Consider the following 22,584-nt stretch of genomic DNA (forward strand, 5'->3'; position numbering starts at 1 on the left):
GACATCCCCCGCTCCAACGGAAGTAGGGGTGCCACTCCCGGCACCCATGACCTGTCACCGAAGGAAGACCATGCCCGCCCCGCTCGCGCTCCCCCGCCCGGTCCGTATCGTCGGCGTTGGCTCCTGCCTCGGCGCCCCCGTCTTCGGCCCCGCCGCAGGCCCCCGCGCCCTCAAGGACCTGGGCTTTGACGCCCACTTGCGCCAGCGCGGCATCCCCGCCCGCTGGCAGAAGCTGATGGAGCCCTCGGCCCCCAAGCCGCCCCAGGCCCCCCTGCAGGAACGCCTCGGTACGGTAAGCGCCATGCTCCACGACCTGGCCGATGAAGTGGCCGCCATCTGCCAGGACAATGCCATTCCCCTGGTCCTCGGCGGCGATCACGCCATCGGTGCCGGCACCTGGCGCGGCGTGGCCCGCGCCCTGGCCCCCCGGGGCAAGCTCGGTTTGATCTGGATCGACGCCCACCTGGACGCCCACACGGACCAGAGCACCCACAGCGGCAACATCCACGGCATGCCCCTGGCGGCGCTGCTCGGCATCGGCGACAAGAGCCTGACTGGGCTGCCCGGCCCTCACCTCGATCCGGCCCATGTGGCCATCGTCGGCGCCCGCTCATGGGAGCCCGAAGAAAAGGCCCTGCTCAACCGGCTGGGCGTCAGGATCTTCACCATGGCCGAGGTAAAGAAGCGCGGCCTGCCCCTAGTCCTCCGCGAGGCCATGAGCATCGCCCGCCATGGCACCGCCGGCTTCGGCGTGTCGGTCGATCTCGACTCCATGGATTGCGCCGCCCTGCCCGCCACCACCTGCCTGGTGCCGGACGGGCTCGATCCGCAGACCCTGGTGGACACTCTCCACGGCCTGCGCAGCTGCGCCGACCTGATGGCCCTCGAAATCGTCGAATACGTCCCCGAACGCGATCGCGACGGCAGTGGGGCACGCTGGGTAACCGAACTCGCCGCCGCAGCCCTGGGGCCGGCCACCGCCAACCTGCGCCAGCGGGAAGACACCTTCGGCGCCCGTAACTATGCACCGTTGCCGGTCGTCTTCACCCGCGGCCAGGGTGCGTGGCTGTGGGACGTGGAAGGGCGCCGCTACCTGGACATGATGAGTGCCTACTCGGCGGTCAGCTTCGGCCACAGCCATCCGCGGCTGGTACAGGCCCTGGTGGACCAGGCCGGGCGCCTGGCTCTCACCTCCCGCGCCTATTCCAACGACCGCCTGCCCCTGATGCTCGAGCGCCTGTCGGCCCTGCTCGGCTACGATCGGGCCCTGCCCGTGAACACCGGCCTCGAAGCCGTCGAAACTGCCCTCAAGGCCGCCCGCAAATGGGCCCACACCATCAAGGGCGTGCCCGACGGTCAGGCCGAAATCATCGTCTGCGACAACAACTTCCACGGCCGCTCCACCACCATCATCAGTTTCTCCAGCGAGGCCCAGTACCGAAGCGGCTTCGGCCCCCTGACACCGGGCTTCCTCAGCATCCCCTTCGGCGATGCCGACGCCCTGGCCGCCGCCATCACACCGCGCACCGCAGCCTTCCTGTTCGAACCCATTCAGGGCGAAGGGGGCATCGTCATTCCGCCGCCCGGCTGGCTGGCCCGATGCGCCGAGATCTGCCGCGCCAACCAGGTCCTGCTGATCGCCGACGAGGTCCAGACCGGCCTCGGCCGAACAGGCCGCCTGCTCGCCTGCCAACATGAGGATGTACGCCCCGATGGCGTAATCCTCGGCAAGGCCCTGGGTGGCGGCCTGCTGCCGGTGGCCGCCTTCCTGGCCGACGACGCCCTGATGCAGGTCTTCCAGCCCGGGGATCACGGCTCGACCTTCGGTGGCAATCCCCTCGCCGGTGCCGTCGCTGCCGAAGCACTGGCGGTGCTCGCCGAAGACCGCCTGGCAGAGCGCTCGGCCTCCCTCGGCGCCCGCTTCCTGGCGCGTCTGCAGGCCATCGACAACCCGCTGATTCGTGAGGTCCGCGGGCGCGGACTGATGATCGGCATGGAGCTCGACACCCGTCGCGTGGCGGCCCGGGTTGCTGCAGAATGGATGCTGGCCCGCGGCCTCATGACCAAAGACACCCACGAGAAGGTACTGCGTTTCGCGCCGCCCCTCATCATCTCCGAGGCCGAGCTTGAGTGGGCCGCCACAACCATCGAAGACGCTCTCGCAGACCTCGCTCGACGCTTCCCTGGAGACACCCCATGACCGACAAACTTGACCGCCTCGTCGCCGAAGCCCGGCGTGCCGCCGACAAGCGTGCAGAAGGCTACCGGGAGAAGGCCCTCAAGCTCTACCCGTGGATCTGTGGGCGCTGCGCCCGGGAGTTCACCACAACCAACCTGCGCGAACTGACGGTCCATCACCGCGACCACAACCACGACAACAACCCACCTGACGGCAGCAACTGGGAGCTGCTGTGCCTCTACTGCCACGACAATGAGCACCAGCGGCAGCTTGAAGCCACTCAGGGTCAGGTCTCCGCCAAGCTGCCCGGCAAGGCCGCCACACACTCTCCTTTTTCGGGGCTGGGCGCCCTGCTCAAGAAGAACTGAGCACGCCCGTGCCATTGCGCGCTGAATATGCCCCACGCAATGGCAGATTCCTGCCCTCAAGCCACCCCATAGCGGTATTCCGGTGCTAAGCTCGCAGGCGTGGAAAACCTCCCCGCCCAAGGGCCGGTGCATTCTCCACATTCAAACGGAAAGCCACAGGACAGCGCATCGTCATTGATCTGTCCTGCGTGCTCATCGAAAACAGCTCCCTTTTAGAGCGAGCGTTTTGAGAGGGTTGTCGTGAATAAACTTGCAACGTCCGGCATCGCCATTGCTCTTGCCGGCATGATGATCGGCTGTGCTCCGCGCTACGCGGACGTCCCCGCCCCGACCCGCTTCGAGAACTCGAAGCAGGACAAACTGCAGGCCGCCGAACACTGGCGCAAGATCGCCGAGCACTTCGCCAGCCAGCTCGCGTCCGACCTGCGCGACAAACTGGGCGGCCGTGCCCTGCATGTCCCGAATCCGGGCGACGAGCAGGCCTTCGTCGACGGCTTCCGTGAACTGCTGACCACCGCCTTGGTCGCCCAGGGCCTGCCGGTCAGCACAGACGCCCGCAATGCCCTTACGGTGGACGTACGCTACTCCATCTACCGTTTCCGCCCCGACCGTGCGCAGAACACCTATTACTACGGTGACGCCACCGCCCTGACCGCCGGCCTGTGGGCCATCGGCGCCGTCGCAGCAGCTGACATCTCGCCCAACGCCGGCATTTCGGCAGGGGTCAAGGCGCTGTCCGCGGTCGCAGGCATCGAGGGCTTTGCCTGGCTGTCCCAAGAAGCCATGGGCCGTGGCCAGTACGCCTCCGGCCCCGTTCCACGCTCGGAGATCATCCTGACCGCCGCAGTGGCTGACAACACCCGTCTGGTCAGCCGGCGCACCAACATCTACTACGCCACCGACGAAGACGGCGAGCTGTACTGGAAGAAGCCGCCCCAGGTCGTGAACATTCCGGTCATGGGTGACTGTGGCGAGAGGAGCAAGCTATGCGTCCGCTGATGTTTGCCGCACTGGCTGCTGCCGGCCTGGCGCTGAGCGCCTGCGAAACTGCACCCAAGGTCAGCGCACTGAACGAGCCGACCTACGAGCAAGCCCAGAACAACGCCTTCAACACCGCCAACTACAACGCCGTCAGCGAGCTGATGAAGCGCTTCCCCGTAGCCCCGGCAGTGTCAAGCAACAACTTCAACACGGGCGCGGACGCACCGTTCATCGTTGCCACGCTGGTCAATATCGACCAGTTGGAACAGTCCTCCACGCTGGGCCGCCTGATCTCCGAGCAGGTGGCCTCGCGCATGTCCCAGCTGGGCTACGGCGTGCTCGAACTCAAGGTTCGCAACGGCGTGTACATGAAGCGCAATGAAGGCGAACTGCTGCTGACGCGGGAGATCAAGGAAGTTGCCTCCACTCACAACGCACAGGCCGTCATTGTTGGCACTTATGCCGAGAGTTCGACGATGGTTTATGTGAATCTGAAGGTGGTCAATCCGTCCACCAGCGTGATCCTCGCTGCCTACGACTACGCCCTGCCGCTGGACAAGCAGATCCACAGCCTGATCCGCAAGCGCTGAACCCGCAAGGTCTTTGCAGGTGCAGATCACCCAAGGGGCGTCATGATGGCGCCCCTTTTTTGTTGCCAGCCCGGCCCCTCCGGATTTGGGCTTCGATTCAGCCGCCAGACTTCACCGCAAACGCCCGGATCCGGCGTAGCATTCGCCCCCCGCCATTTTCTGCGTCATCCATGAGCGCCACCCCCGCCCGCGCCTGCGGTATCGACTTCGGCACGTCCAACTCCACCGTGGGCTGGTTGCGCCCGGGTTCACCCACCCTGTTGCCCCTGGAAGCCGATAAGCCCACCCTGCCCTCCGCCGTGTTCTTCAACGCCGACGAGGAAAGCACCCATTTTGGGCGTGACGCCCTCGCCGAGTACCTGGAGGGCTATGAAGGGCGACTGATGCGGGCCCTGAAGAGCCTGCTCGGCAGCAGCCTGATGGACGGAAGTACCGAGGTCGGTGGCCGCGCGCTACCTTTCAAGGATTTGCTGGCCAGCTTCATCGGCGAACTGAAGAGCCGTGCAGAAGCCCAGGCCGGACGCAGCTTTGATCAAGCCGTCTTCGGCCGTCCGGTGCATTTCGTGGACGACAACGAGACAGCCGATCGCCGGGCCCAGGACACCCTCGAAGCGATTGCCCGGCAAGTGGGCTTCAAGGACGTCAGCTTCCAGTTCGAGCCAATCGGTGCAGCGCTCCACTATGAGGCTGGCCTTCACCAAGAAGAGTTGGTGCTGATCGCCGACATCGGCGGCGGCACGGCGGACTTCTCGCTAGTGCGCCTGTCCCCCGAACGGGCCCGCCAGGTAGACCGCCGCGAGGATCTGCTCGGCAATGCCGGCCTCCATGTGGGCGGTACGGATTTCGACCGGGCCCTGAGCCTTGAGTGCGTGATGCCCCTGCTGGGCTACCGGGGCTTGATGAAGAGCGGCGCGGAGATTCCCTCCAATCTCTTCTTCCAGCTCGCCACCTGGCACACCATCAACTTCGCCTACACCCGCCAGGCCTTTGCCGATTTCCAACATATTTACCGGGACGCGGCAGCCCGCCGGGAGTTGGACCGACTGGCCCGCCTGATCGGCCAGCGCGAAGGGCACTGGCTGGCCCTGCAGGTCGAACAGGCCAAGATCGATCTGTCCGCTGCCGATAGCGCCCTCCTTCACCTCGACCGGCTGGAGGCTGGGCTGACCCATGGCATCACCCGGGAAGACTTCACCCTGGCGACCCGTGGCCTGGTGGAGCGCGTCGCCGCCACAGTGGACAGCCTGCTGGACCAGGCCGGCGTGGCGCGGGACAAGGTGGATACGCTCTATTTCACCGGCGGCGCCAGCGGCGTACCGCAGCTCCGGGCCCGCATCGCGGCCGAGCTGCCCCAGGCGCGCAGCGTCGAGGGTGACCTGTTCGGCAGCATCGGGGCCGGACTGGCCGTGGAGGCCTCCCGCCGCTACGGCTGAGGCACGGCAGTGCTGCTATCTGGCGAGGCCAGCACGCAGCGATCGCGCCCGCTGCCCTTGGCCTGATAGAGCGCGATGTCAGCCTGAGCCAGGCTTCCCTCCAGATCTCGTCCGGTGGCGTCGGCGAGGCCAAAACTCACCGTCACCGGCAGAGCACTTCCATCGGGCAGGCGTGGGGGAGTCTCAGCCAGCCGCTGACGCAGACGCCCGATCAGACGTAGAGCCTCCGCAGGCGTGGTCTCCGGAAAGATGAACGCAAACTCCTCCCCACCGTAGCGCCCAACCCGGTCGGTCTGACGGAGCGTCTCGGCTACCAGGTTGGCGAAGCTCTGCAACACATGGTCGCCCACCGCGTGGCCGAAGCGGTCGTTCACCTGCTTGAAATGATCGAGGTCGGCAATGCCCACCGTGATGGGCCGGCCATAGCGCAGTGCCCTGGCCATTTCCTCGGCCGCCTGCCCCAGGAAATGGCGCCGGTTGGGCAGGCCGGTCAGGCTATCCGTCGTCGCCAGGCACTCGAGCTTGAGCCGAACATCCTCGTTCTCCCGCAGAGTGGCGTGAAAACGCACAATGGCCTCCTCCACCGCATGGATCTCGGCCATGGGAGCAGAACTCATGTCGGGCAACGGCTCCCGTGCGTCCAGGCTGCTCAGCACACGGTGGATGCGCTGCAACGGCTGAATGAGATAGTGCCGCAGAATGAACAAGGCACTGGCCAGGAAAACCCCCACCAGCACCAGGTTGAGGACGAGCTTGTAACGGGTCTGCTCCACCGCTTCAGTCATCCTGTCCAGCTCGGTGCTGACTCGCTGCCCTCCTTCTACCGACAGATCATCGGCGAGCAGACGCAAGCGCGCGGAGATAGCCTCCCAGGCCTTGATGTCCACCGCACCGGGGGAGGTTGTCGACCGCTGGGCGAGAAAGCTCTCAACCTCCGCCGCCAGGGCAGCGGTACGGGGGTCTTCCCCCATGCTCGGGTGAGCCGCCAGGACACGAACCAAAAACAAGGCGTCGTCACGGGCCGTCACATCGGGGGCCGTGAGCACTCGCTGCCCGCCGAGACGCAGCTCTTCCAGGTTTCGTGCCAGACGCTGGCGCTCAAGGGTCCACGGAACCATCTCGTCATGCAGGCGGGCCACCACGTCGGTTACCAGACGTTGATCCACCGCCAGCAGCAGCACCAGGCTCACGGCGACCAGCGCGAACACGCTCCCCAGTACGGCCAGCACGGTTCCTGCCGGCCAGCGCCTGACAGCATCAGCTGCCAGGATATGTCGCCCTGCCGATCGCTGGTCGTCCTTGTTCACTGCAGGCGGAAGGGGATGAAACGGCTGTTGATTCGATCGAAGCGACCATCACGCTTGATCCGGTCAATGGCGTCATTAAGCCTTGCATGCAGTTCAGGCGTTCGAGGGTTGACGCTCAGACACACATCGCCGGCCAGCTGAGGGTCCCGTAGCAAGGTTGAGGCGAGCCCCAGCGGACGGATGAGCGGATCCTGCCGCAGGGCGACGGCGGTGGCCATGGGCAGCAGAGCCGCCTCGACCGTACCGCTCAACAGGGCGGTGATGATCTCATCGCGCCTCTCGAACTGGGTGGTCTTCCAGCCGTGGGCTTGGGCGTAGCGCGCCTGCACGCCTCCACGCACGACCCCGGTACTCACCTCTCCAGGCGCAATGCCCGGCCGGGCAAACCAAACGCTGATCGAACGGTAATAGGGTTTGCTCATGAGCACCCGGGCACGCCGCTCCGGGGTAGAAAGCAGGCTGACCGCGGCAAAATCGAACTCTCCGGCCGCCACCGCATCCACCACCCGTTCGAGGGTTACGGGAACAGGCTCGCACTTCACCCCCATTGCCTCGCACAGGGCGTACATGACTTCCACATTGAAACCCGTGAGCCTCCCGGCCTCGTCCGTATAAGACATGGGTGGCGAATGATTGAGCACGGCCACCCGCAAAACCTTCTCGGCAGCCTGCCCGGGAAGGAGGTAGACAAGCAGCGCCAGCGCGACGACCCAGCGGGGGAAATTCATCTTTTACGTTACGGGATTCCAGATACTGCCGATTTTCTTGATTTTACCCTCCCCTCGGCCAGAATGAGGCACCTATCACCACGACCCGACATTCCCGCACCTCGGTGCATACTCGAAAAAAAGGGGCCGTCCAAGGACGACCCCACTCCCTCGACAGGAACCCGCCACACGGACGAGTCTCCCTCCCCATCGAACGAAACCTGTCGGCTACAGCACGGCGGGAGTCGCCTGGCTGCAGCCCGTGCTGATTATTCGAACTCGATGATGATCTCGTCCACCGACAAACTGCTCCCCGCGCTGGCGGTGATCTTCTTCACCTTGCAGTCCTGCTCGGCCTTCAGGATGTTCTCCATCTTCATGGCTTCGATGATGGCCAGCTTCTCGCCCGCCTTCACTTCCTGGCCAACCTGCACAGACACCTCGCGGAGGAGACCGGGCATGGGGGAGAGCAGGAACTTGGACAGATCGGGCGGCAGCTTCTCGGGCATCAGGGCCAGCAACTCGGCAGCGCGGGCGCTCATCACCATGAAGTCGGCGCGCGTGCCCCAGTGGAACAGGCTGTAGCGGGTCTTGTGACGCTCCACCTGCAGGGTGAAGGGCTCACCATTGACGGTGCCGTTGAACAGGGACTCGCCGAGCTTCCAGTCGGACTTGATCTCGTAGTTCTTGCCTGCGTACTCCACGTGGTAGCCGCCGGCCACCGGACGGGCCACCACCGGGTGGTGCTCGTTGCCTTCCTTGTTCAGACGCACGACCATCCAGCTATTGCCCACCAGGCGCTCGTGGCCCTGAAGCTGGCCGGAGATGGAGGCAGAACGGTCGGTGAAGGCGCGGTAGACGTAGGCCGCCACGGAAACCAGCAAGGCCGGATCATCGTGGGGCACCATCGAAGCGTCAAAGCCGGTCGGGTAGTGCTTGGGGATGAAACCGGTGTCGAAGATGCCGGAGTGGAACACCGGGTGCTGCATCAGCGCCGCCTGGAACGGGATGTTCGAGGAAATGCCACGGATCACGAAGCCGTTAAGGGCGTCGCGCATGCGGGCGATGGCCTGGGCACGGGTCGGTGCGTGCACGATGAGCTTGGCGATCATCGAGTCGTAGAACATGGAGATCTCGCCACCGTCGTACACACCGGTGTCGACGCGGGTGGTGCCCTTGTCGTCGGTAGTCTCCTTGGGCGGCAGGAACTTCACCAACCGGCCAGTGGAGGGCAGGAAACCGCGGAAAGGGTCTTCGGCATTGATCCGGCACTCCATGGACCAGCCGTTGATCTTCACGTCGGCCTGAGCCAGCGGCAGCTTCTCGCCGTAGGCGACGCGGATCATCTGCTCTACCAGGTCGAGGCCGGTGATGAGTTCGGTGACGGGGTGCTCCACCTGGAGACGGGTGTTCATCTCGAGGAAGTAGAACTCCTTGGTTGCACCGGAGACCACGAATTCGACGGTACCGGCGGATTCGTAGTTAACGGCACGGGCCAGGGCCACGGCCTGCTCGCCCATGGCCTTGCGCATCTCGGCGTCGACGAAGGGGGACGGAGCTTCTTCGATGACCTTCTGGTGACGGCGCTGGATGGAGCAGTCACGCTCGTTGAGATACACGTAATTGCCGTGGGAGTCGCCCAGCACCTGGATCTCGATGTGGCGCGGCTCAAGCACATACTTCTCGATGAAGACACGGTCGTCGCCAAAAGAGTTGCGGGCTTCATTGACGCAGGAGGAGAAGCCTTCATGGGCTTCTGCGTCGTTGTAGGCCACGCGCAGCCCCTTGCCGCCGCCACCAGCGGAGGCCTTGATCATCACCGGATAGCCGATCTTCTTGGCGATCTCGACCGCTTCGTCGGGGCCAGCGATGGCATCGTTATAGCCCGGGATGGTGTTGACGCCGGCTTCAATGGCGAGCTTCTTGGACTCAATCTTGTCGCCCATCTTGGCGATGGAGTAGTGCTTCGGGCCAATGAACTTGACGCCTTCTTCTTCCAGGCGGCGGGAGAACTCGGCGTTCTCGGACAGGAAGCCGTAGCCCGGATGGACAGCCTGAGCGCCAGTCTGCTTGCAGGCAGCGATGATCTTGTCAGCGACCAGATAGGACTCCTTGGAGGCCGCCGGGCCGATACACACGGCCTCGTCGGCCAGCTCGACGAACAGGGCGTCCTTGTCGGCCTCGGAATACACGGCGACGGTGGCGATGCCCATCTTGCGGGCAGTCTTGATAACGCGGCAGGCGATCTCGCCGCGGTTTGCAATCAGGATCTTGGTAAACATGTCTTGGCGTCCTCGGCGATCACAGCGGAATGTTGCCGTGCTTGCGCCACGGGTTGTCGAGCTGCTTGTCCTTGAGCATGGCCAGGGAGCGGGCGATGCGCTTGCGGGTGGCGTGGGGCATGATCACGTCATCGATGAAGCCCCGGGCGCCTGCCACGAAGGGATTGGCGAACTTGGCCTTGTACTCGGCTTCGCGCTCGGCCAGCTTGGCGGGGTCGTTCTTTTCTTCGCGGAAGATGATCTCCACAGCCCCCTTCGGGCCCATCACGGCGATTTCTGCCGACGGCCAGGCGAGGTTCACGTCGCCACGCAGGTGCTTGGACGACATCACGTCGTAGGCGCCGCCGTAGGCCTTGCGGGTGATGACGGTGACCTTCGGCACGGTGCACTCGGCGTAGGCGTAGAGCAGCTTGGCGCCGTGCTTGATGATGCCGCCGTATTCCTGGGTGGTACCGGGCATGAAGCCGGGCACGTCCACGAAGGTGACGACCGGAATGTTGAAGGCGTCGCAGAAGCGCACGAAGCGGGCAGCCTTGATGGACGACTTGATGTCCAGGCAGCCGGCCAGCACCAGGGGCTGGTTGGCGACGATGCCCACCGGGCTGCCGTCGATGCGGCCAAAACCGATGATGATGTTCTTGGCGTAGTCAGGCTGGAGCTCGAAGAAGTCGCTGTCGTCGACAACCTTGACGATCAGCTCCTTCATGTCATACGGCTTGTTGGCGTTGTCCGGCACCAGGGTGTCGAGGGAGTAGTCGAAACGGTCGGCCGGGTCGTTGGTCGGCGTGACGGGCGGCTGCTCACGGTTGTTGGCCGGCAGGAAGTTCATGAAACGGCGCAGCATGGACAGCGCCTCCACGTCGTTCTCGAAGGCCAGATCGGCCACACCGGACTTGGTGGTGTGGGTGACGGCGCCACCGAGTTCCTCGGCAGTCACGTCTTCGTGGGTCACGGTCTTCACCACTTCCGGACCGGTCACGAACATGTAGGAGGAGTCCTTCACCATGAAGATGAAGTCGGTCATGGACGGCGAATACACCGCGCCGCCGGCACAGGGGCCCATGATCATGGAGATCTGCGGCACGACGCCGGAGGCCATCACATTGCGCTGGAACACGTCGGCATAGCCACCCAGGGAGGCCACACCTTCCTGGATGCGGGCGCCGCCCGAATCGTTGAGGCCGATCACCGGGGCGCCGACCTTCATGGCCTGGTCCATCACCTTGCAGATCTTCTCGGCATGGGTCTCGGACAGGGAACCGCCGAACACGGTGAAATCCTGGGAGAACACGAAGACCAGGCGGCCGTTGATGGTGCCATAGCCGACCACAACACCGTCACCCGGGGTCTTCTCGGCTTCGTTCATGCCGAAGTCGACGCAACGGTGCTCCTTGAACATGTCCCATTCTTCGAAGGAGTCCGGGTCGAGCAGCAGCTCGATACGTTCACGGGCCGTCAGCTTGCCCTTCTTGTGCTGGCTGTCGATACGCTTCTGACCGCCACCCAGGCGGGCCGCTTCGCGCTTCTTTTCCAGCTGGTGGATGATGTCGTGCATTTACAACCTCCAGTCAATGATCCTGTTGTATGTCGTTTTCTTGTTCAGCCCAGATAGCCCAACAGCCGCAGGGCTGCGGCGGAGGGCGTGGTCTGCCCGGCTTCGACAGCCGCCTGCAGACCGGGCAGGTCCTGCTGTACCCGGGCATGACCGGCAAATCGGGCCCGCAGACCCTGGTCGATCAGTTCCCACATCCAGGCCCGCGCCTGATGGCGGCGACGGGCATCGAACTCACCGCTCTGCTGCATCGCAGAACGGTAATCTCGGATGGTATTCCAGAACTCGGCAATCCCCTGCTTTTGCAACGCCGACATCATCAGCACCGGCGGCGTCCAGTTTGGCGAAGCATGCCGCAGCATGCCCAGCGCGCTCTTGATCTGGGAGCGGGCCACGTTGGCCGCCTGGGGGTTGATGTCGGCCTTGTTGATGACGATCAGGTCGGCGATCTCCATGATCCCCTTCTTGATCGCCTGCAGATCATCACCGGCATTGGGCAGTTGCAGCAGGCAGAAGATGTCTGTCATGCCAGCCACTGCGGTTTCCGACTGACCCACACCGACGGTCTCGATGATGATCACGTCAAAGCCGGCGGCCTCGCAGACCAGCATGGCCTCTCGGGTTTTCTCGGCGACACCACCCAGGCTGCCGGCGGACGGACTGGGGCGGATAAAGGCCTCGGGCCGCTGGGACAGCAGCTCCATGCGGGTCTTGTCGCCGAGGATGGAGCCTCCCGTGACGCTGGAGGATGGGTCCACCGCGAGCACCGCAACCTTGTGTCCCTGTTCGATGAGGTAGAGCCCGAGGGCCTCGATGAAGGTGGACTTGCCAACCCCAGGCACCCCGGAGATCCCTACCCGCATGGATCTGCCGGTGTGGGGCAGCAGGCCTTCAAGCACGTTACGTGCACGCTGCTTGTGATCCAGCCGCTGGGATTCGATCAGGGTGATCGTCTTGGCAAGTGGACGCAACTGATGCGCCAGCACGCCGTCGACCAGAGCCTGATCGGCGGCGTCCCGTTGCAGAAGGTCGGCGGGCATGTTCATGGGCTCAATCGTAGGCGGCGCGCAGGCCGGGCCGGCGCGCCGTGGGTCGGGTGAGGACGGATCAGGCCTTGCGGGCCGCGCGGATCTGCTTGAGCACTTCCCGTGCAGAGGTCTGGATCGGCGTGCCCGGCCCGAAGATGCCCTTGGCACCCGCTGCGTAGAGCGCGTCGTAATCCTGAGCCGGGATCACGCCCCCCACAAAGGTGATGATGTCATCGGCCCCCTGAGCCTTGAGGGCGTTGATGATGGCCGGCACAAGGGTTTTGTGACCAGCGGCGAGGCTGGAACAGCCCACGGCATGAACGTCGTTCTCGATGGCGTGGCGGGCCGCTTCTTCCGGCGTCTGGAAGAGCGGGCCGATATCGATATCGAAGCCCAGGTCGGCAAAGGCAGAAGCCACCACCTTGGAGCCGCGGTCATGACCATCCTGGCCGAGCTTCGCGATCATGATGCGCGGACGGCGGCCTTCCTCGGCCACAAAGGCCTCAATGTCGGACTTCAGGGACTGCCAGTCATCGTCGCCTTCAACCACCGCGTTGTAGATGCCGGTGACGGCCTGGGGATTGGCACGGTAGCGACCGAAGACAGCTTCCAGCGCGTCGGAGATCTCACCCACGGTGGCACGCAGACGCACAGCCTTGACGGCCAGGTCGAGCAGGTTGCCCTCACCGGTCTTCGCAGCCTCGGTCAAGGCGGCCAGCGCCGCGGTAACGGCAGCACCGTCACGGGTGGCGCGGATGTTGGCGAGACGGGCAACCTGGGCCTCACGCACGGCGTGGTTGTCGATGTCGAGAATCTCGATCGGATCTTCCTTGGCCAGCTTGTATTTGTTCACCCCAACGATCACGTCCTTGCCGGAGTCGATGCGGGCCTGCTTGTCGGCGGCGCACTCCTCGACCTTCATCTTGGCCCAGCCGGACTCGACCGCCTTGGTCATGCCACCCATGGCCTCGATCTCCTCGATCAGGGCCCAGGCCTTGTCGGCCATGTCCTGGGTGAGCTTTTCCATCATGTAGGAGCCGGCCCACGGATCCACCACGCTGGTGATGTGGGTCTCTTCCTGGATGATGATCTGGGTGTTGCGGGCGATACGGGCCGAGAACTCGGTGGGCAGCGCGATGGCTTCGTCGAGGGCGTTGGTGTGCAGGGACTGGGTGCCACCGAACACAGCCGCCATGGCCTCGATGGTGGTGCGCACGACGTTGTTGTAAGGGTCTTGCTCGGTGAGCGACCAGCCGGAAGTCTGGCTGTGGGTGCGCAGCATCATGGACTTCTGGCTCTTCGGCTCGAACTGCTTCATCAGGCGCCACCACAGCATGCGCGCGGCACGCATCTTGGCGATCTCGAGGTAGAAGTTCATGCCCACCGCCCAGAAGAAGGACAGACGGCCGGCGAAGGTATCCACGTCCATGCCGGACTTGATGCCGGTGCGCACGTACTCGACACCGTCGGCCAGGGTGAAGGCCAGCTCGATGGCCTGGTTGGCGCCGGCTTCCTGGATGTGATAACCCGAAATCGAGATCGAGTTGAACTTCGGCATGTGGGTCGACGTGTAATTGAAGATATCAGCGATGATCTTCATCGACGGCGTCGGCGGATAGATGTAGGTGTTGCGGACCATGAACTCCTTGAGGATGTCGTTCTGGATGGTCCCGGACAGTTTGTCCTGCGACACGCCCTGCTCTTCGGCGGCCACGATGTAGCCGGCCAGGATCGGCAGCACGGCGCCGTTCATGGTCATGGACACCGACACCTTGTCGAGGGGGATCTGATCGAACAGGATCTTCATGTCCTCGACGGAATCAATGGCCACACCAGCCTTGCCCACGTCACCAACCACGCGCGGGTTGTCCGAATCATAGCCACGGTGGGTGGCCAGATCGAAGGCCACGGAAACGCCCTGACCGCCAGCGGCGAGCGCCTTGCGGTAGAAAGCATTGGAAGCTTCGGCAGTGGAGAAGCCCGCGTACTGGCGGATGGTCCACGGGCGGGCGGCGTACATGGTGGCCTGGGGGCCGCGCAGGAAGGGCTCAAAGCCCGGCAGGGTGTTGGAGTATTTGAGACCTTCCAGGTCTGCCGCGGTATATAGCGGCTTGACTGTGATGCCCTCGGGCGTCACCCAGTTCAGCTTGGCGACATCGCCACCGGGGGCCGACTTGGCGGCGGCCTTGTTCCAGGCAGCCAGATCGGGTTGGGGAAAGGTCGGTTCGGTATTGTTCGCCATGGCTTTTCTACCCTCACGTAGCGCGGGCCGCTCGGCAGCCCTTGGTAATTAGTGACGCCAGTACCGGCCGTGACCCCTGGCCACGGCCGGCTGCCGTGCCCCGCGCAGGGCAGTTTTCTCCCTCCCTCTATTTTTGTGGTCTGGCGGCTATATTGCCGCCTAACCGACATAAGGGTTACATCCTGCGCAGGAACTTGACTTGCTATCTTGTAGATAATACTTTATCCATAATTATGGATGCAACAGCTGAAGACGACACTTTTTCGACCTTGTCACTCAAAACCATGAACGCAGGCCGGATCGCCCCTCTCGCCCTCTATCAGGAAGTCGCGGAACGTCTGCGCCAGCGCATTTTTTCCCATGAGCTGCCCCCGGGCACCTGGGTGGATGAGCAGGCCCTGGCCACCCAATACGGCATTTCCCGCACCCCCCTCCGAGAGGCGCTGAAAGTGCTCGCAGCCGAAGGCCTGGTCACCCTCAAGCCTCGCCGGGGCTGCTACGTCACTGAAATCTCCGAGCGCGACCTGGACGAGATCTTCACGGTCATGGCCCTGCTCGAAGGCCAGTGCGCAGCAGACACCGCCCGCAAGGCCAGCGACGCAGACCTGAAGCGCCTGCTCGACATTCACGCCGAACTCGAACAGGCGGCCCGCACCAACGACATCGACGGTTTCTTCGAGGCCAACCAGGCTTTCCACCAGGAAGTCCAGTTGATCGCCGACAACCGCTGGCTGACCCAGGCCATCACCGACCTGCGCAAGGTCATCAAGCTGTCGCGTCACCATTCCTTGTTCATCGATGGACGCATCGAGCAGTCCCTTGCCGAACACCGCCTCATTCTCGAAGCCCTTGGCAGGCGTGACATCGGCGCCACCGAACTGGCCATGCGCGAGCACATCTCCAGTGGCCGTCGCGCCCTGGCCAAGATCGCCGCCAAGCGCGAAGCGACCGCCTGAGGCATACCGGGCCTACCGGTCACTGCGAAACCAGAAAAAACCCCCGATCGGGCCAGCCCGTCGGGGGTTTTTCTTTCAGCCCGGCGCCCTCTCGGGCGCCACGATATCAGTGAGCGCTGGCTTCAGCGGCACCAAAGCCGGTCTGGGCACGCACGTACTGATCGTCAAAGGCAGCACGCTCGGCCTGAGCCTCGGCGCTGTTGTCGAGCTTGGAGACGATGAAGGTCACCAGGAAGGCCAGCGGCATGGAGAACAAGGCCGGCTGATCGTAGGGGAACAGGGCCTGGGCGTTACCCAGCACCGTCACCCACACCGACTTGGAGAACACCACGAACAGCACCGCGGCGATCAGGCCGACGTAGCCGCCCACCACGGCACCACGGGTGGTCAGCCCCTTCCAGTACATGGAGAGGATCAGCACCGGGAAATTGGCCGAGGCGGCGATACCAAAAGCCAGCGCCACCATGAAGGCCACGTTCATCTTCTCGAAGACGATGCCCAGCAGGATCGCCACCAAGCCGAGGCCGACCGACGCAAAACGCGACACACGCAGCTCTTCGGTCTCGGTGGCCTTGCCCTTGCGGATCACGCGGGCGTAGATGTCATGGGAGATGGCAGCCGCGCCGGCCAGGGCCAGACCGGACACCACCGCCAGGATGGTGGCAAAGGCTACCGCAGACAGGAAGCCCAGCAGCAGATTGCCGCCCACGGCCTTGGCCAGGTGCATGGCGATCATGTTGCCACCGCCGACGATCTTGCCGCCAATCTGGCCGCCTTCAAAGAACTCGGGGTTCTGGCCGACGATGATGATGGCCGCGAAACCCATCAGCAGGATCACGTTGAAGAAGTAGGCCACGAAACCGGAGGCATAGAGCACCGACTTGCGGGCTTCCTTGGCGTTGGTCACGGTGAAGAAGCGCATCAGGATGTGCGGCAGACCGGCCGTACCGAACATCAGGCCCAAACCCAGGGACAGGGCGGTGATGGGGTCCGGCAGCAAAGTGCCCGGGAACAGCAGCTTCTCGCCAAGGGAGTGCAGCGACACGGCCTGGCTCATCATCTTCTCGAAGCTGAAGCCGAACTGCGACATGGCCAGAACCGCCACCAGGGTGCCGCCAGCCAGCAGCATGCAGGCCTTGATGATCTGCACCCAGGTGGTGGCAACCATGCCACCGAAGGTGACGTAGACCATCATCAGCGCACCGACCACAAACAAGGCGATGTTGTAGTCCAGACCAAACAGCAGCTTGATCAGCTGGCCGGCACCGACCATCTGGGCCACCAGGTAGAAACACACCACGGTGAGGGAGGACACCGCCGCCATCGTCCGCACCTTGCTCTGATTGAGCCGGTAGGAGGTGATGTCGGCAAAGGTGAACTTGCCCAGGTTGCGCAGGCGCTCGGCCATCAGGAACAGGATGATGGGCCAGCCGGCGAAGAAGGCGATCATGTAGATGTAGCCATCGACGCCCTTGGTATACACCAGTGCGGTGAGGCCCAGCAGGGTGGCGGCGGACATGTAGTCGCCGGCAATCGCCAGACCGTTCTGGAAGCCGGTGATGCCACCGCCGGCGGTGTAGAAGTCAGACGCCGACTTGGTCCGGCCGGCAGCCCAGTAGGTGATGCCCAGGGTCATGGACACGAAGAGCACGAACATCCCGATGGCGTGCAGATTGAGGGGCTGCTTCTCGGTGGCGGAGATCGCATCACCGGCGAAGGACAGGGCCGGCGCCAGCAGGGCCAGCAGGGCAACATTCAGACGGGCCAGCATTACTTCACCTCCTTGGATGCGTCGCGGATGATCTCGGTGGTGATGGCATCAAATTCGCCATTGGCGCGCTTGACGTACACGGCGGTGAGCACCCAGAAGAAGATGAACATGAACAGCTCGGCAGCGATGCCTACCGTCACGTAGGACCCTTCGGACAGACGCTGGCCGATGAGGTTGGGGTTGAAGGCCACCACCATGAAGAAACCGTAGAAGATCGTAAGAACGATCACCGACAGCAGGGTGGCAAAGCCCTGACGCTTCGACACCAGTTCGGTGAAGCGCGGGTTCTTGCGAATGCGGGCGTAGACCGCATTCTGGCTTGCATTAGTCGACATCTTTTCCCTCCCAAGAGAAAGTCAGTGAATGTGGCGCGATCTGCCTGTTGGTGTTCTTGGAGCGGCGATCGGTAGAGCTTTTTTTATGTGGTGCTTCCGGTGGGCGAAGTCGCGCCATTAACGACGCCCGAGCGGATGATATAGCATATATAAGACTCCATACCACAACGTACGGAGGCTTTTTGCGGCGCAACATGCCCGCCCAGGCCACCCTCAATCCAGGACGCACAACCCCATGCCCGGAGAAATCCTCTTCCATCAGGACAACGGCATCGCCACCCTGAGCCTTTCCAACCCTGACAAACTCAACGCTGTCGATGCCGGCATGTGGCGCAGCCTGCAGGCCCACATGACGGCCATCAACGCCGATCCGGGCCTGCGCTGCGTGGTACTTCGCGGCGCAGGCGACAAGGCCTTCGCTGCCGGCGGGGACATTGAGGAGTTCCTTACCGTACGGGCCACGGTGGACGACGCGCTGCACTACCACGAAGATCTCGTGGCGGCCGCACTGAACGCTGTGCGTGCCTGCCCGGTGCCCACGGTGGCCCTGATCCAGGGCGCCTGTGTGGGAGGTGGGCTGGAGATCGCCGGCTGCTGTGACCTGCGCATCGCCGGGGAGTCAAGCCGCTTCGGCGCCCCCATCAACAAGTTGGGCTTCTCGATGTACCCGGGGGAGATGGCTGGCCTGCTGGAGTTGGTGGGCCCGGCCGTCCTGCTCGAAATCCTGCTTGAGGGGCGCATCCTGTCGGCCCCCGAGGCCCTTGCCAAAGGCCTGCTGACCCGTGTGGTCGCCGATGATGCAGTGGAATCCGAAGCGGCCGCTGCCACCGCCCGGATCATGAAGGGCGCCCCTCTGGTCGCACGCTGGCACAAACAGTGGGTGCACCGCCTGATGCAGGGCGGCCCCCTGAGCAAGGAGGAGAAGCGGGCCGCTTTCGACTTCCTCGCCACCGCCGACTACAAGGAAGGGCTCGACGCCTTCCTGGCCAAGCGCAGCCCCCGCTTCACCGGACACTAGCCGGCCTTCCCCCACCCGGGCTAGCACATTCAGATTACGCAAGTCACCCGCGGGGCGTAACTCGGGCAAAATACGGGTCTCGCATGCGCAGAAAATGACAATCAAATAAAACTGGCTTCTGCGCAATTCCGCAGCACCACCGGCCGTGCGTCCCCAACCAATCGGCCGGTCCCTTCAGAAGGACCGCAATGACATATCTCACTTGGTCATCCGACCTGGATACCGGCATTGTCGAGATCGACAATCAGCACAAGCAGATCATGGACTTCATCAACCGCCTCCATGACGCCCGCCAGAACGCAGACAGGGCCAACATCATCGCGGTGGTGGACGATCTGGTGGAATACACCCTGTCCCACTTCGCCTTCGAGGAATGCCTGATCGAGGACGCCGGCTACGAGTTCGTGCGCGGCCACAAAAAAGTGCACGAACTCTTCGTGCGGCGGGTGAATGGCTTCGTTGAGCGCCTGGGCAAGGGTGAGGACATCAGCCACGAACTGCACAGCCTGCTGCACCGCTGGCTGTTCAGCCACATCCGCCACGACGACGCGGCCTATGTGGCGGCGGTCCGCCCCAAGATAAAAGCGCTCACAGAGACGCAGGCCCCTAGCGGCTGGCTGTCTCGCTCCCTGAAGCGCTTCTTCGGCGGCTGAGGGAAGGGCAGCCGGCCTTCAGCTGCCCAGCACGGTGTGCAGCATCTTCAAGGACAGCAGCACCAGCACGGCGGCGAAAACCTTCTTCAGCACCGCCACCGGCAGGCGATGAGCCAGCCGGGCGCCCACCGGCGCCAGGAAGACGGACACCGCGCTCACCAACACCAGGGCCGGCAGATTGACGAAGCCCACCGTGAATTCGGGCAAGCCGGCCGCCCCCCAGCCATTGATCAGGTAGCCCACCGCGCCGGCCAGGGCGATGGGCAGGCCGATGGCCGCTGAGGTACCAATGGCGTTCTGCATCTTCACGTTGCACCAGGTCATGAAGGGTACCGACAGGGAGCCGCCACCGATCGCCACCAGCGCCGAGATCACCCCGATCACTCCACCCACGCCAGCCAGGCCGGCACGCCCCGGCAGCTCCCTGGAGGGCTTGGGCTTGACGTTGAGGATCATCTGCAGCGCCACGTAGGCCATGAAGCATGCAAAGAAGATGGCCAGCGGTGCAGTGGCCACCCGGGACGCAATGAAGGTGCCACCGAAAGTACCAAGCAGCACCCCCGGAGTGATGCCCTTGACGATGTCCCAACGCACTGCACCGTGTTTGTGGTGGGCACGAAGGCTAGAGATGGAGGTGATAACGATAGCCGCCATGGAAGTACCCAGGGCCACATGCACCAAGTGTTCCCGGGGAAAACCCTGGGCCGCAAACAGGGTGGTGAGCATGGGCACCATGATGCCGCCGCCGCCCACACCCAGCAGCCCCGCAAAAAAGCCCACGAAGGCCCCCAGGGCCAGGTAGGCCACCAACCATTCAATACCCATCATCTTCTCAACTCACCAGATCCGTCGCGCCGAGCAACTGCCCGACGATGAAACGCCACTCATCCGGCTCCACCGGAGTGATGGATAGCCGGTTACCGCGGGCCAGGACGCGCATGTTCTCCAGTTCGGGGTGGCGGCGCAATTCGGACAAACCCAGCAGACGGGTCTTGCGCACGAAGGCCACATCCACGTGCAGCCAGCGAGGGGTCTCGGGCGTGGCCTTGGGGTCGAAGTACTGGTGCGCCGGATCAAACTGGGTGGCATCCGGATAAGCCGTGCTGGCCACCCGGGCAATGCCGGCCACCCCAGGCTCGGCGCAGCCAGAGTGGTAGAACAGCACGCCGTCACCCACCTGCATGGCGTCGCGCATGAAGTTGCGCGCCTGGTAGTTGCGTACGCCGTACCAGGGCACCTTCTGATCGGGCCGGGCGGCCAGATCATCGATGGAGACATCGTCGGGTTCGGACTTCATCAGCCAGTAGCGCATCGCCCTCTCCGTTCGGAAACAGGATTAAAGCGGCCCTGCAGCCCATCCTCACATCCGGATTGAGCCGAAGGGCCGTTGAGGGCAAGATTCTGGCACACAAAGGCGCGCTCCCCCGGCGCCCCTGCCCCGCCCCCCCCGGAAAGCCCAAGCGCATGTCCAACACCCTCCGCCCGATCCGTCAGCGCCCCTCTTTCTGGAAGTTGCTGCCGCGTGCCCTCGCCTGTGCCTGCACTGCAGTGGCCCTGGCCTTCTTCGCGAGCGTGACGGCGGCAGACGACGGCCCCGCTCCGCACCCCCGGAGCGCCACAACGGTGGCGGATCAAGGCGAAGCCGACCTGACCCTGATGAACCGCCACGTGGTGCGCTTCCGCAGCAGCCTGCTCGGATCACCCGCGGCCCAGCGCGCCGAGCGAAGCAAACACAACCTTGAGCTTATCCTGGCCCGGAACGAGGACGACACGGTCAAGGTCCAGCCCAACCCGATGGGCAACATCATCCTCGTCGGCGGCCAACTGGCCTTCATCCTCACTCCCGACGACGTGGACAAACTCAGCGGCGAAACCCTCGAGACCCTAACCCAGACAACCCAACAGAATCTGCACCGGGTAATCGCCGAAACCCGTGAGAGTCGTGACAGCGAAGCAATGGTTCGGGGCGCCGCTGCGGCTGCCGGCGCCACCGTGGTAGCCCTTGCCCTCGCCCTGGCCCTGACGCGCCTGCACCGGGGTCTCGGCACACGCCTGGTCAGCACCATCAACCGCAAAGCCAAGGGGCTCCGGCTTGGCGGTACCGAACTGATCCGCCGCGACCGTATTCTCGCTGCCGTGGGCTGGCTGATGAGCGCCAGCTACTGGCTGCTGGTCCTGCTGCTGGGCTACGCATGGCTGGGCTTCGTGCTGGCGCGCTTTCCCTTCACCCGGGCCTGGGGCGAGCAGCTCAACGGCTACCTGGTGGGCATCGTGCTGGACATGGGCAAGGGCGTCATCACCACCCTGCCCAACCTGCTCATCGCCGGCATCATGTTCCTCCTCGCCCGAGGCGTCGTCGGGCTGCTCAAGCCCCTGTTCGACCATGTGTCGTCCGGCAAACCGGGGATTGGCTGGCTCGACCGGGACACCGTGGAGCCGACCCGCAAGATCACCAACATCCTGATCTGGATCTTCGCCCTGGTGATGGCCTACCCCTATCTCCCCGGCGCCCACACCGAGGCCTTCAAGGGCATGTCGGTACTGATCGGCCTGATGGTGTCCCTGGGAGCGTCGAGCATTGTCGGCCAGGGCGCCAGCGGCCTGATCCTGATGTATTCCCGCACCCTGCGCACCGGCGAGTACGTGCGCATCGCCGAGCACGAAGGCACCATCGTCGCCGTCAGCCTGTTCACCACCCGTCTGCGCACCGGGCGCGGCGCCGAGATCACCCTGCCCAACGCCATGATCGTCGGCAACGCCACGCGCAACTATTCCCGTACCGCCAACGGCGAGGGCTTTATGGTGGATACCACCGTCACCATCGGCTACGACACTCCCTGGCGCCAGGTGGAGGCCATGCTGATCGATGCCGCCACCCGAACCCCGGGCATCCTCGCCAGCCCCACCCCACGCGTCTATCAGACAGCCCTGTCCGACTACTACCCGGAGTACTGCCTGGTGGCCCAGGCCCTGCCCGCCGGCCCTCTGCCCCGGGCCGAAGTCATCAGCCGCCTGCACGCCAACATCCAGGACGTTTTCAACGAACACGGTGTACAGATCATGTCGCCCCACTACATGGCCGACCCGGCCACCGACAAGGTCGTGCCCCGGGAGCGCTGGTTCACCCCGCCGGCCCGGCCGGCGAGCGAGTGACGTGGGGTATCATCCCCGCCTGTCCCGCC

General features: G+C 64.1%; 19 protein-coding genes. 9 read left to right on the forward strand and 10 right to left on the reverse strand.

Going from position 1 to position 22,584, the window contains the following annotated elements:
- Positions 1 to 70 precede the first annotated feature (70 nt).
- From rocD to PHI64_RS09910, 5 genes are all read left to right on the forward strand, one after another.
- Positions 71 to 2,200, forward strand: coding sequence for an ornithine--oxo-acid transaminase (gene rocD / locus PHI64_RS09890; RefSeq protein WP_299882127.1), 2,130 nt, complete (start codon positions 71 to 73; stop codon positions 2,198 to 2,200).
- Positions 2,197 to 2,547: a YajD family HNH nuclease gene (locus tag PHI64_RS09895; protein WP_299882129.1), complete on the forward strand. Its 351-nt coding sequence runs from the start codon at positions 2,197 to 2,199 to the stop codon at positions 2,545 to 2,547. The genes rocD and PHI64_RS09895 overlap by 4 nt, the downstream gene beginning before the upstream one ends.
- 240 nt (positions 2,548 to 2,787) lie before the next feature.
- Positions 2,788 to 3,546 (forward strand): hypothetical protein, encoded by a 759-nt coding sequence (locus tag PHI64_RS09900; RefSeq protein WP_299882131.1) that lies wholly within the window; start codon positions 2,788 to 2,790, stop codon positions 3,544 to 3,546.
- The gene (locus PHI64_RS09905) at positions 3,534 to 4,118 is read left to right on the forward strand and encodes a FlgO family outer membrane protein (protein ID WP_299882133.1); all 585 of its coding nucleotides are present in this window, start codon (positions 3,534 to 3,536) and stop codon (positions 4,116 to 4,118) included. The genes PHI64_RS09900 and PHI64_RS09905 overlap by 13 nt, the downstream gene beginning before the upstream one ends.
- Positions 4,119 to 4,288: 170 nt before the next feature.
- A complete protein-coding gene (locus PHI64_RS09910) occupies positions 4,289 to 5,551 on the forward strand; it encodes an Hsp70 family protein (protein ID WP_299882135.1) in 1,263 nt (420 codons plus the stop codon).
- On the opposite strand, the gene PHI64_RS09915 is transcribed toward PHI64_RS09910, so the two are convergent.
- From PHI64_RS09915 to scpA, 6 genes are all read right to left on the reverse strand, one after another.
- Positions 5,542 to 6,780, reverse strand: a complete 1,239-nt coding sequence (locus tag PHI64_RS09915) for a diguanylate cyclase (protein ID WP_299882137.1) — start codon at positions 6,778 to 6,780, stop codon at positions 5,542 to 5,544. The two genes, PHI64_RS09910 and PHI64_RS09915, sit on opposite strands and share 10 nt — an antisense overlap.
- Positions 6,781 to 6,854: 74 nt before the next feature.
- Positions 6,855 to 7,586: an ABC transporter substrate-binding protein gene (locus PHI64_RS09920; RefSeq protein WP_299882138.1), complete on the reverse strand. Its 732-nt coding sequence runs from the start codon at positions 7,584 to 7,586 to the stop codon at positions 6,855 to 6,857.
- Positions 7,587 to 7,834: 248 nt separating this feature from the next.
- Complete coding sequence (locus tag PHI64_RS09925) at positions 7,835 to 9,847, reverse strand: acetyl/propionyl/methylcrotonyl-CoA carboxylase subunit alpha (protein ID WP_299882139.1); 2,013 nt, start codon at positions 9,845 to 9,847, stop codon at positions 7,835 to 7,837.
- Between the two features lie 19 nt (positions 9,848 to 9,866).
- The gene (locus tag PHI64_RS09930) at positions 9,867 to 11,402 is read right to left on the reverse strand and encodes an acyl-CoA carboxylase subunit beta (protein ID WP_299882141.1); all 1,536 of its coding nucleotides are present in this window, start codon (positions 11,400 to 11,402) and stop codon (positions 9,867 to 9,869) included.
- A gap of 44 nt (positions 11,403 to 11,446) precedes the next feature.
- Positions 11,447 to 12,439, reverse strand: a complete 993-nt coding sequence (gene meaB / locus PHI64_RS09935) for a methylmalonyl Co-A mutase-associated GTPase MeaB (protein ID WP_299882196.1) — start codon at positions 12,437 to 12,439, stop codon at positions 11,447 to 11,449.
- A 67-nt stretch (positions 12,440 to 12,506) separates the two neighbouring features.
- Positions 12,507 to 14,669, reverse strand: a complete 2,163-nt coding sequence (gene scpA / locus PHI64_RS09940; RefSeq protein ID WP_299882143.1) for a methylmalonyl-CoA mutase — start codon at positions 14,667 to 14,669, stop codon at positions 12,507 to 12,509.
- 284 nt (positions 14,670 to 14,953) lie between these two features.
- Here scpA and PHI64_RS09945 point away from each other — a divergent pair, with 284 nt between their 5' ends.
- Entirely contained in the window at positions 14,954 to 15,625 is a 672-nt protein-coding gene (locus PHI64_RS09945; protein ID WP_299882198.1) for a GntR family transcriptional regulator, read from the forward strand.
- Between the two features lie 106 nt (positions 15,626 to 15,731).
- Here the strand turns inward: PHI64_RS09945 and PHI64_RS09950 are convergent, their stop codons facing one another.
- A complete protein-coding gene (locus PHI64_RS09950) occupies positions 15,732 to 17,396 on the reverse strand; it encodes a cation acetate symporter (protein WP_299882145.1) in 1,665 nt (554 codons plus the stop codon).
- Positions 17,396 to 17,731 (reverse strand): DUF485 domain-containing protein, encoded by a 336-nt coding sequence (locus PHI64_RS09955; protein WP_299882147.1) that lies wholly within the window; start codon positions 17,729 to 17,731, stop codon positions 17,396 to 17,398. The genes PHI64_RS09950 and PHI64_RS09955 overlap by 1 nt, the downstream gene beginning before the upstream one ends.
- A gap of 235 nt (positions 17,732 to 17,966) precedes the next feature.
- On the opposite strand from PHI64_RS09955, the gene PHI64_RS09960 reads away from it, so the two are divergent.
- Positions 17,967 to 18,749 (forward strand): enoyl-CoA hydratase-related protein, encoded by a 783-nt coding sequence (locus PHI64_RS09960; protein ID WP_299882149.1) that lies wholly within the window; start codon positions 17,967 to 17,969, stop codon positions 18,747 to 18,749.
- 188 nt (positions 18,750 to 18,937) lie between these two features.
- The gene (locus tag PHI64_RS09965) at positions 18,938 to 19,402 is read left to right on the forward strand and encodes a bacteriohemerythrin (RefSeq protein WP_299882151.1); all 465 of its coding nucleotides are present in this window, start codon (positions 18,938 to 18,940) and stop codon (positions 19,400 to 19,402) included.
- An 18-nt stretch (positions 19,403 to 19,420) separates the two neighbouring features.
- Here the strand turns inward: PHI64_RS09965 and PHI64_RS09970 are convergent, their stop codons facing one another.
- Together PHI64_RS09970 and PHI64_RS09975 are read right to left on the reverse strand one after the other, a co-directional pair.
- Positions 19,421 to 20,227 carry a sulfite exporter TauE/SafE family protein gene (locus tag PHI64_RS09970; RefSeq protein WP_299882200.1) on the reverse strand — a complete coding sequence of 269 codons (807 nt, stop codon included), beginning with the start codon at positions 20,225 to 20,227 and terminating at the stop codon, positions 19,421 to 19,423.
- A 7-nt stretch (positions 20,228 to 20,234) separates the two neighbouring features.
- The gene (locus PHI64_RS09975; protein WP_299882153.1) at positions 20,235 to 20,714 is read right to left on the reverse strand and encodes an EVE domain-containing protein; all 480 of its coding nucleotides are present in this window, start codon (positions 20,712 to 20,714) and stop codon (positions 20,235 to 20,237) included.
- A gap of 152 nt (positions 20,715 to 20,866) precedes the next feature.
- On the opposite strand from PHI64_RS09975, the gene PHI64_RS09980 reads away from it, so the two are divergent.
- Positions 20,867 to 22,555 carry a mechanosensitive ion channel family protein gene (locus PHI64_RS09980; RefSeq protein ID WP_299882155.1) on the forward strand — a complete coding sequence of 563 codons (1,689 nt, stop codon included), beginning with the start codon at positions 20,867 to 20,869 and terminating at the stop codon, positions 22,553 to 22,555.
- Positions 22,556 to 22,584: the final 29 nt, after the last annotated feature.

The organism is Zoogloea sp. (genome assembly GCF_028689785.1).
Lineage (GTDB): Bacteria > Pseudomonadota > Gammaproteobacteria > Burkholderiales > Rhodocyclaceae > Zoogloea.

Excerpts from the sequence above, each read along its gene's own strand:
- rocD (WP_299882127.1), top strand. The coding sequence starts at position 71 with ATGCCCGCCCCGCTCGCGCTCCCCCGCCCGGTCCGTATCGTCGGCGTT.
- PHI64_RS09895 (WP_299882129.1), top strand. The coding sequence starts at position 2,197 with ATGACCGACAAACTTGACCGCCTCGTCGCCGAAGCCCGGCGTGCCGCC.
- PHI64_RS09905 (WP_299882133.1), top strand. The coding sequence starts at position 3,534 with ATGCGTCCGCTGATGTTTGCCGCACTGGCTGCTGCCGGCCTGGCGCTG.
- PHI64_RS09910 (WP_299882135.1), top strand. The coding sequence starts at position 4,289 with ATGAGCGCCACCCCCGCCCGCGCCTGCGGTATCGACTTCGGCACGTCC.
- PHI64_RS09920 (WP_299882138.1), bottom strand. The coding sequence starts at position 7,586 with ATGAATTTCCCCCGCTGGGTCGTCGCGCTGGCGCTGCTTGTCTACCTC.
- PHI64_RS09925 (WP_299882139.1), bottom strand. The coding sequence starts at position 9,847 with ATGTTTACCAAGATCCTGATTGCAAACCGCGGCGAGATCGCCTGCCGC.
- PHI64_RS09930 (WP_299882141.1), bottom strand. The coding sequence starts at position 11,402 with ATGCACGACATCATCCACCAGCTGGAAAAGAAGCGCGAAGCGGCCCGC.
- meaB (WP_299882196.1), bottom strand. The coding sequence starts at position 12,439 with ATGCCCGCCGACCTTCTGCAACGGGACGCCGCCGATCAGGCTCTGGTC.
- scpA (WP_299882143.1), bottom strand. The coding sequence starts at position 14,669 with ATGGCGAACAATACCGAACCGACCTTTCCCCAACCCGATCTGGCTGCC.
- PHI64_RS09945 (WP_299882198.1), top strand. The coding sequence starts at position 14,954 with ATGAACGCAGGCCGGATCGCCCCTCTCGCCCTCTATCAGGAAGTCGCG.
- PHI64_RS09950 (WP_299882145.1), bottom strand. The coding sequence starts at position 17,396 with ATGCTGGCCCGTCTGAATGTTGCCCTGCTGGCCCTGCTGGCGCCGGCC.
- PHI64_RS09955 (WP_299882147.1), bottom strand. The coding sequence starts at position 17,731 with ATGTCGACTAATGCAAGCCAGAATGCGGTCTACGCCCGCATTCGCAAG.
- PHI64_RS09960 (WP_299882149.1), top strand. The coding sequence starts at position 17,967 with ATGCCCGGAGAAATCCTCTTCCATCAGGACAACGGCATCGCCACCCTG.
- PHI64_RS09965 (WP_299882151.1), top strand. The coding sequence starts at position 18,938 with ATGACATATCTCACTTGGTCATCCGACCTGGATACCGGCATTGTCGAG.
- PHI64_RS09970 (WP_299882200.1), bottom strand. The coding sequence starts at position 20,227 with ATGGGTATTGAATGGTTGGTGGCCTACCTGGCCCTGGGGGCCTTCGTG.
- PHI64_RS09975 (WP_299882153.1), bottom strand. The coding sequence starts at position 20,714 with ATGCGCTACTGGCTGATGAAGTCCGAACCCGACGATGTCTCCATCGAT.
- PHI64_RS09980 (WP_299882155.1), top strand. The coding sequence starts at position 20,867 with ATGTCCAACACCCTCCGCCCGATCCGTCAGCGCCCCTCTTTCTGGAAG.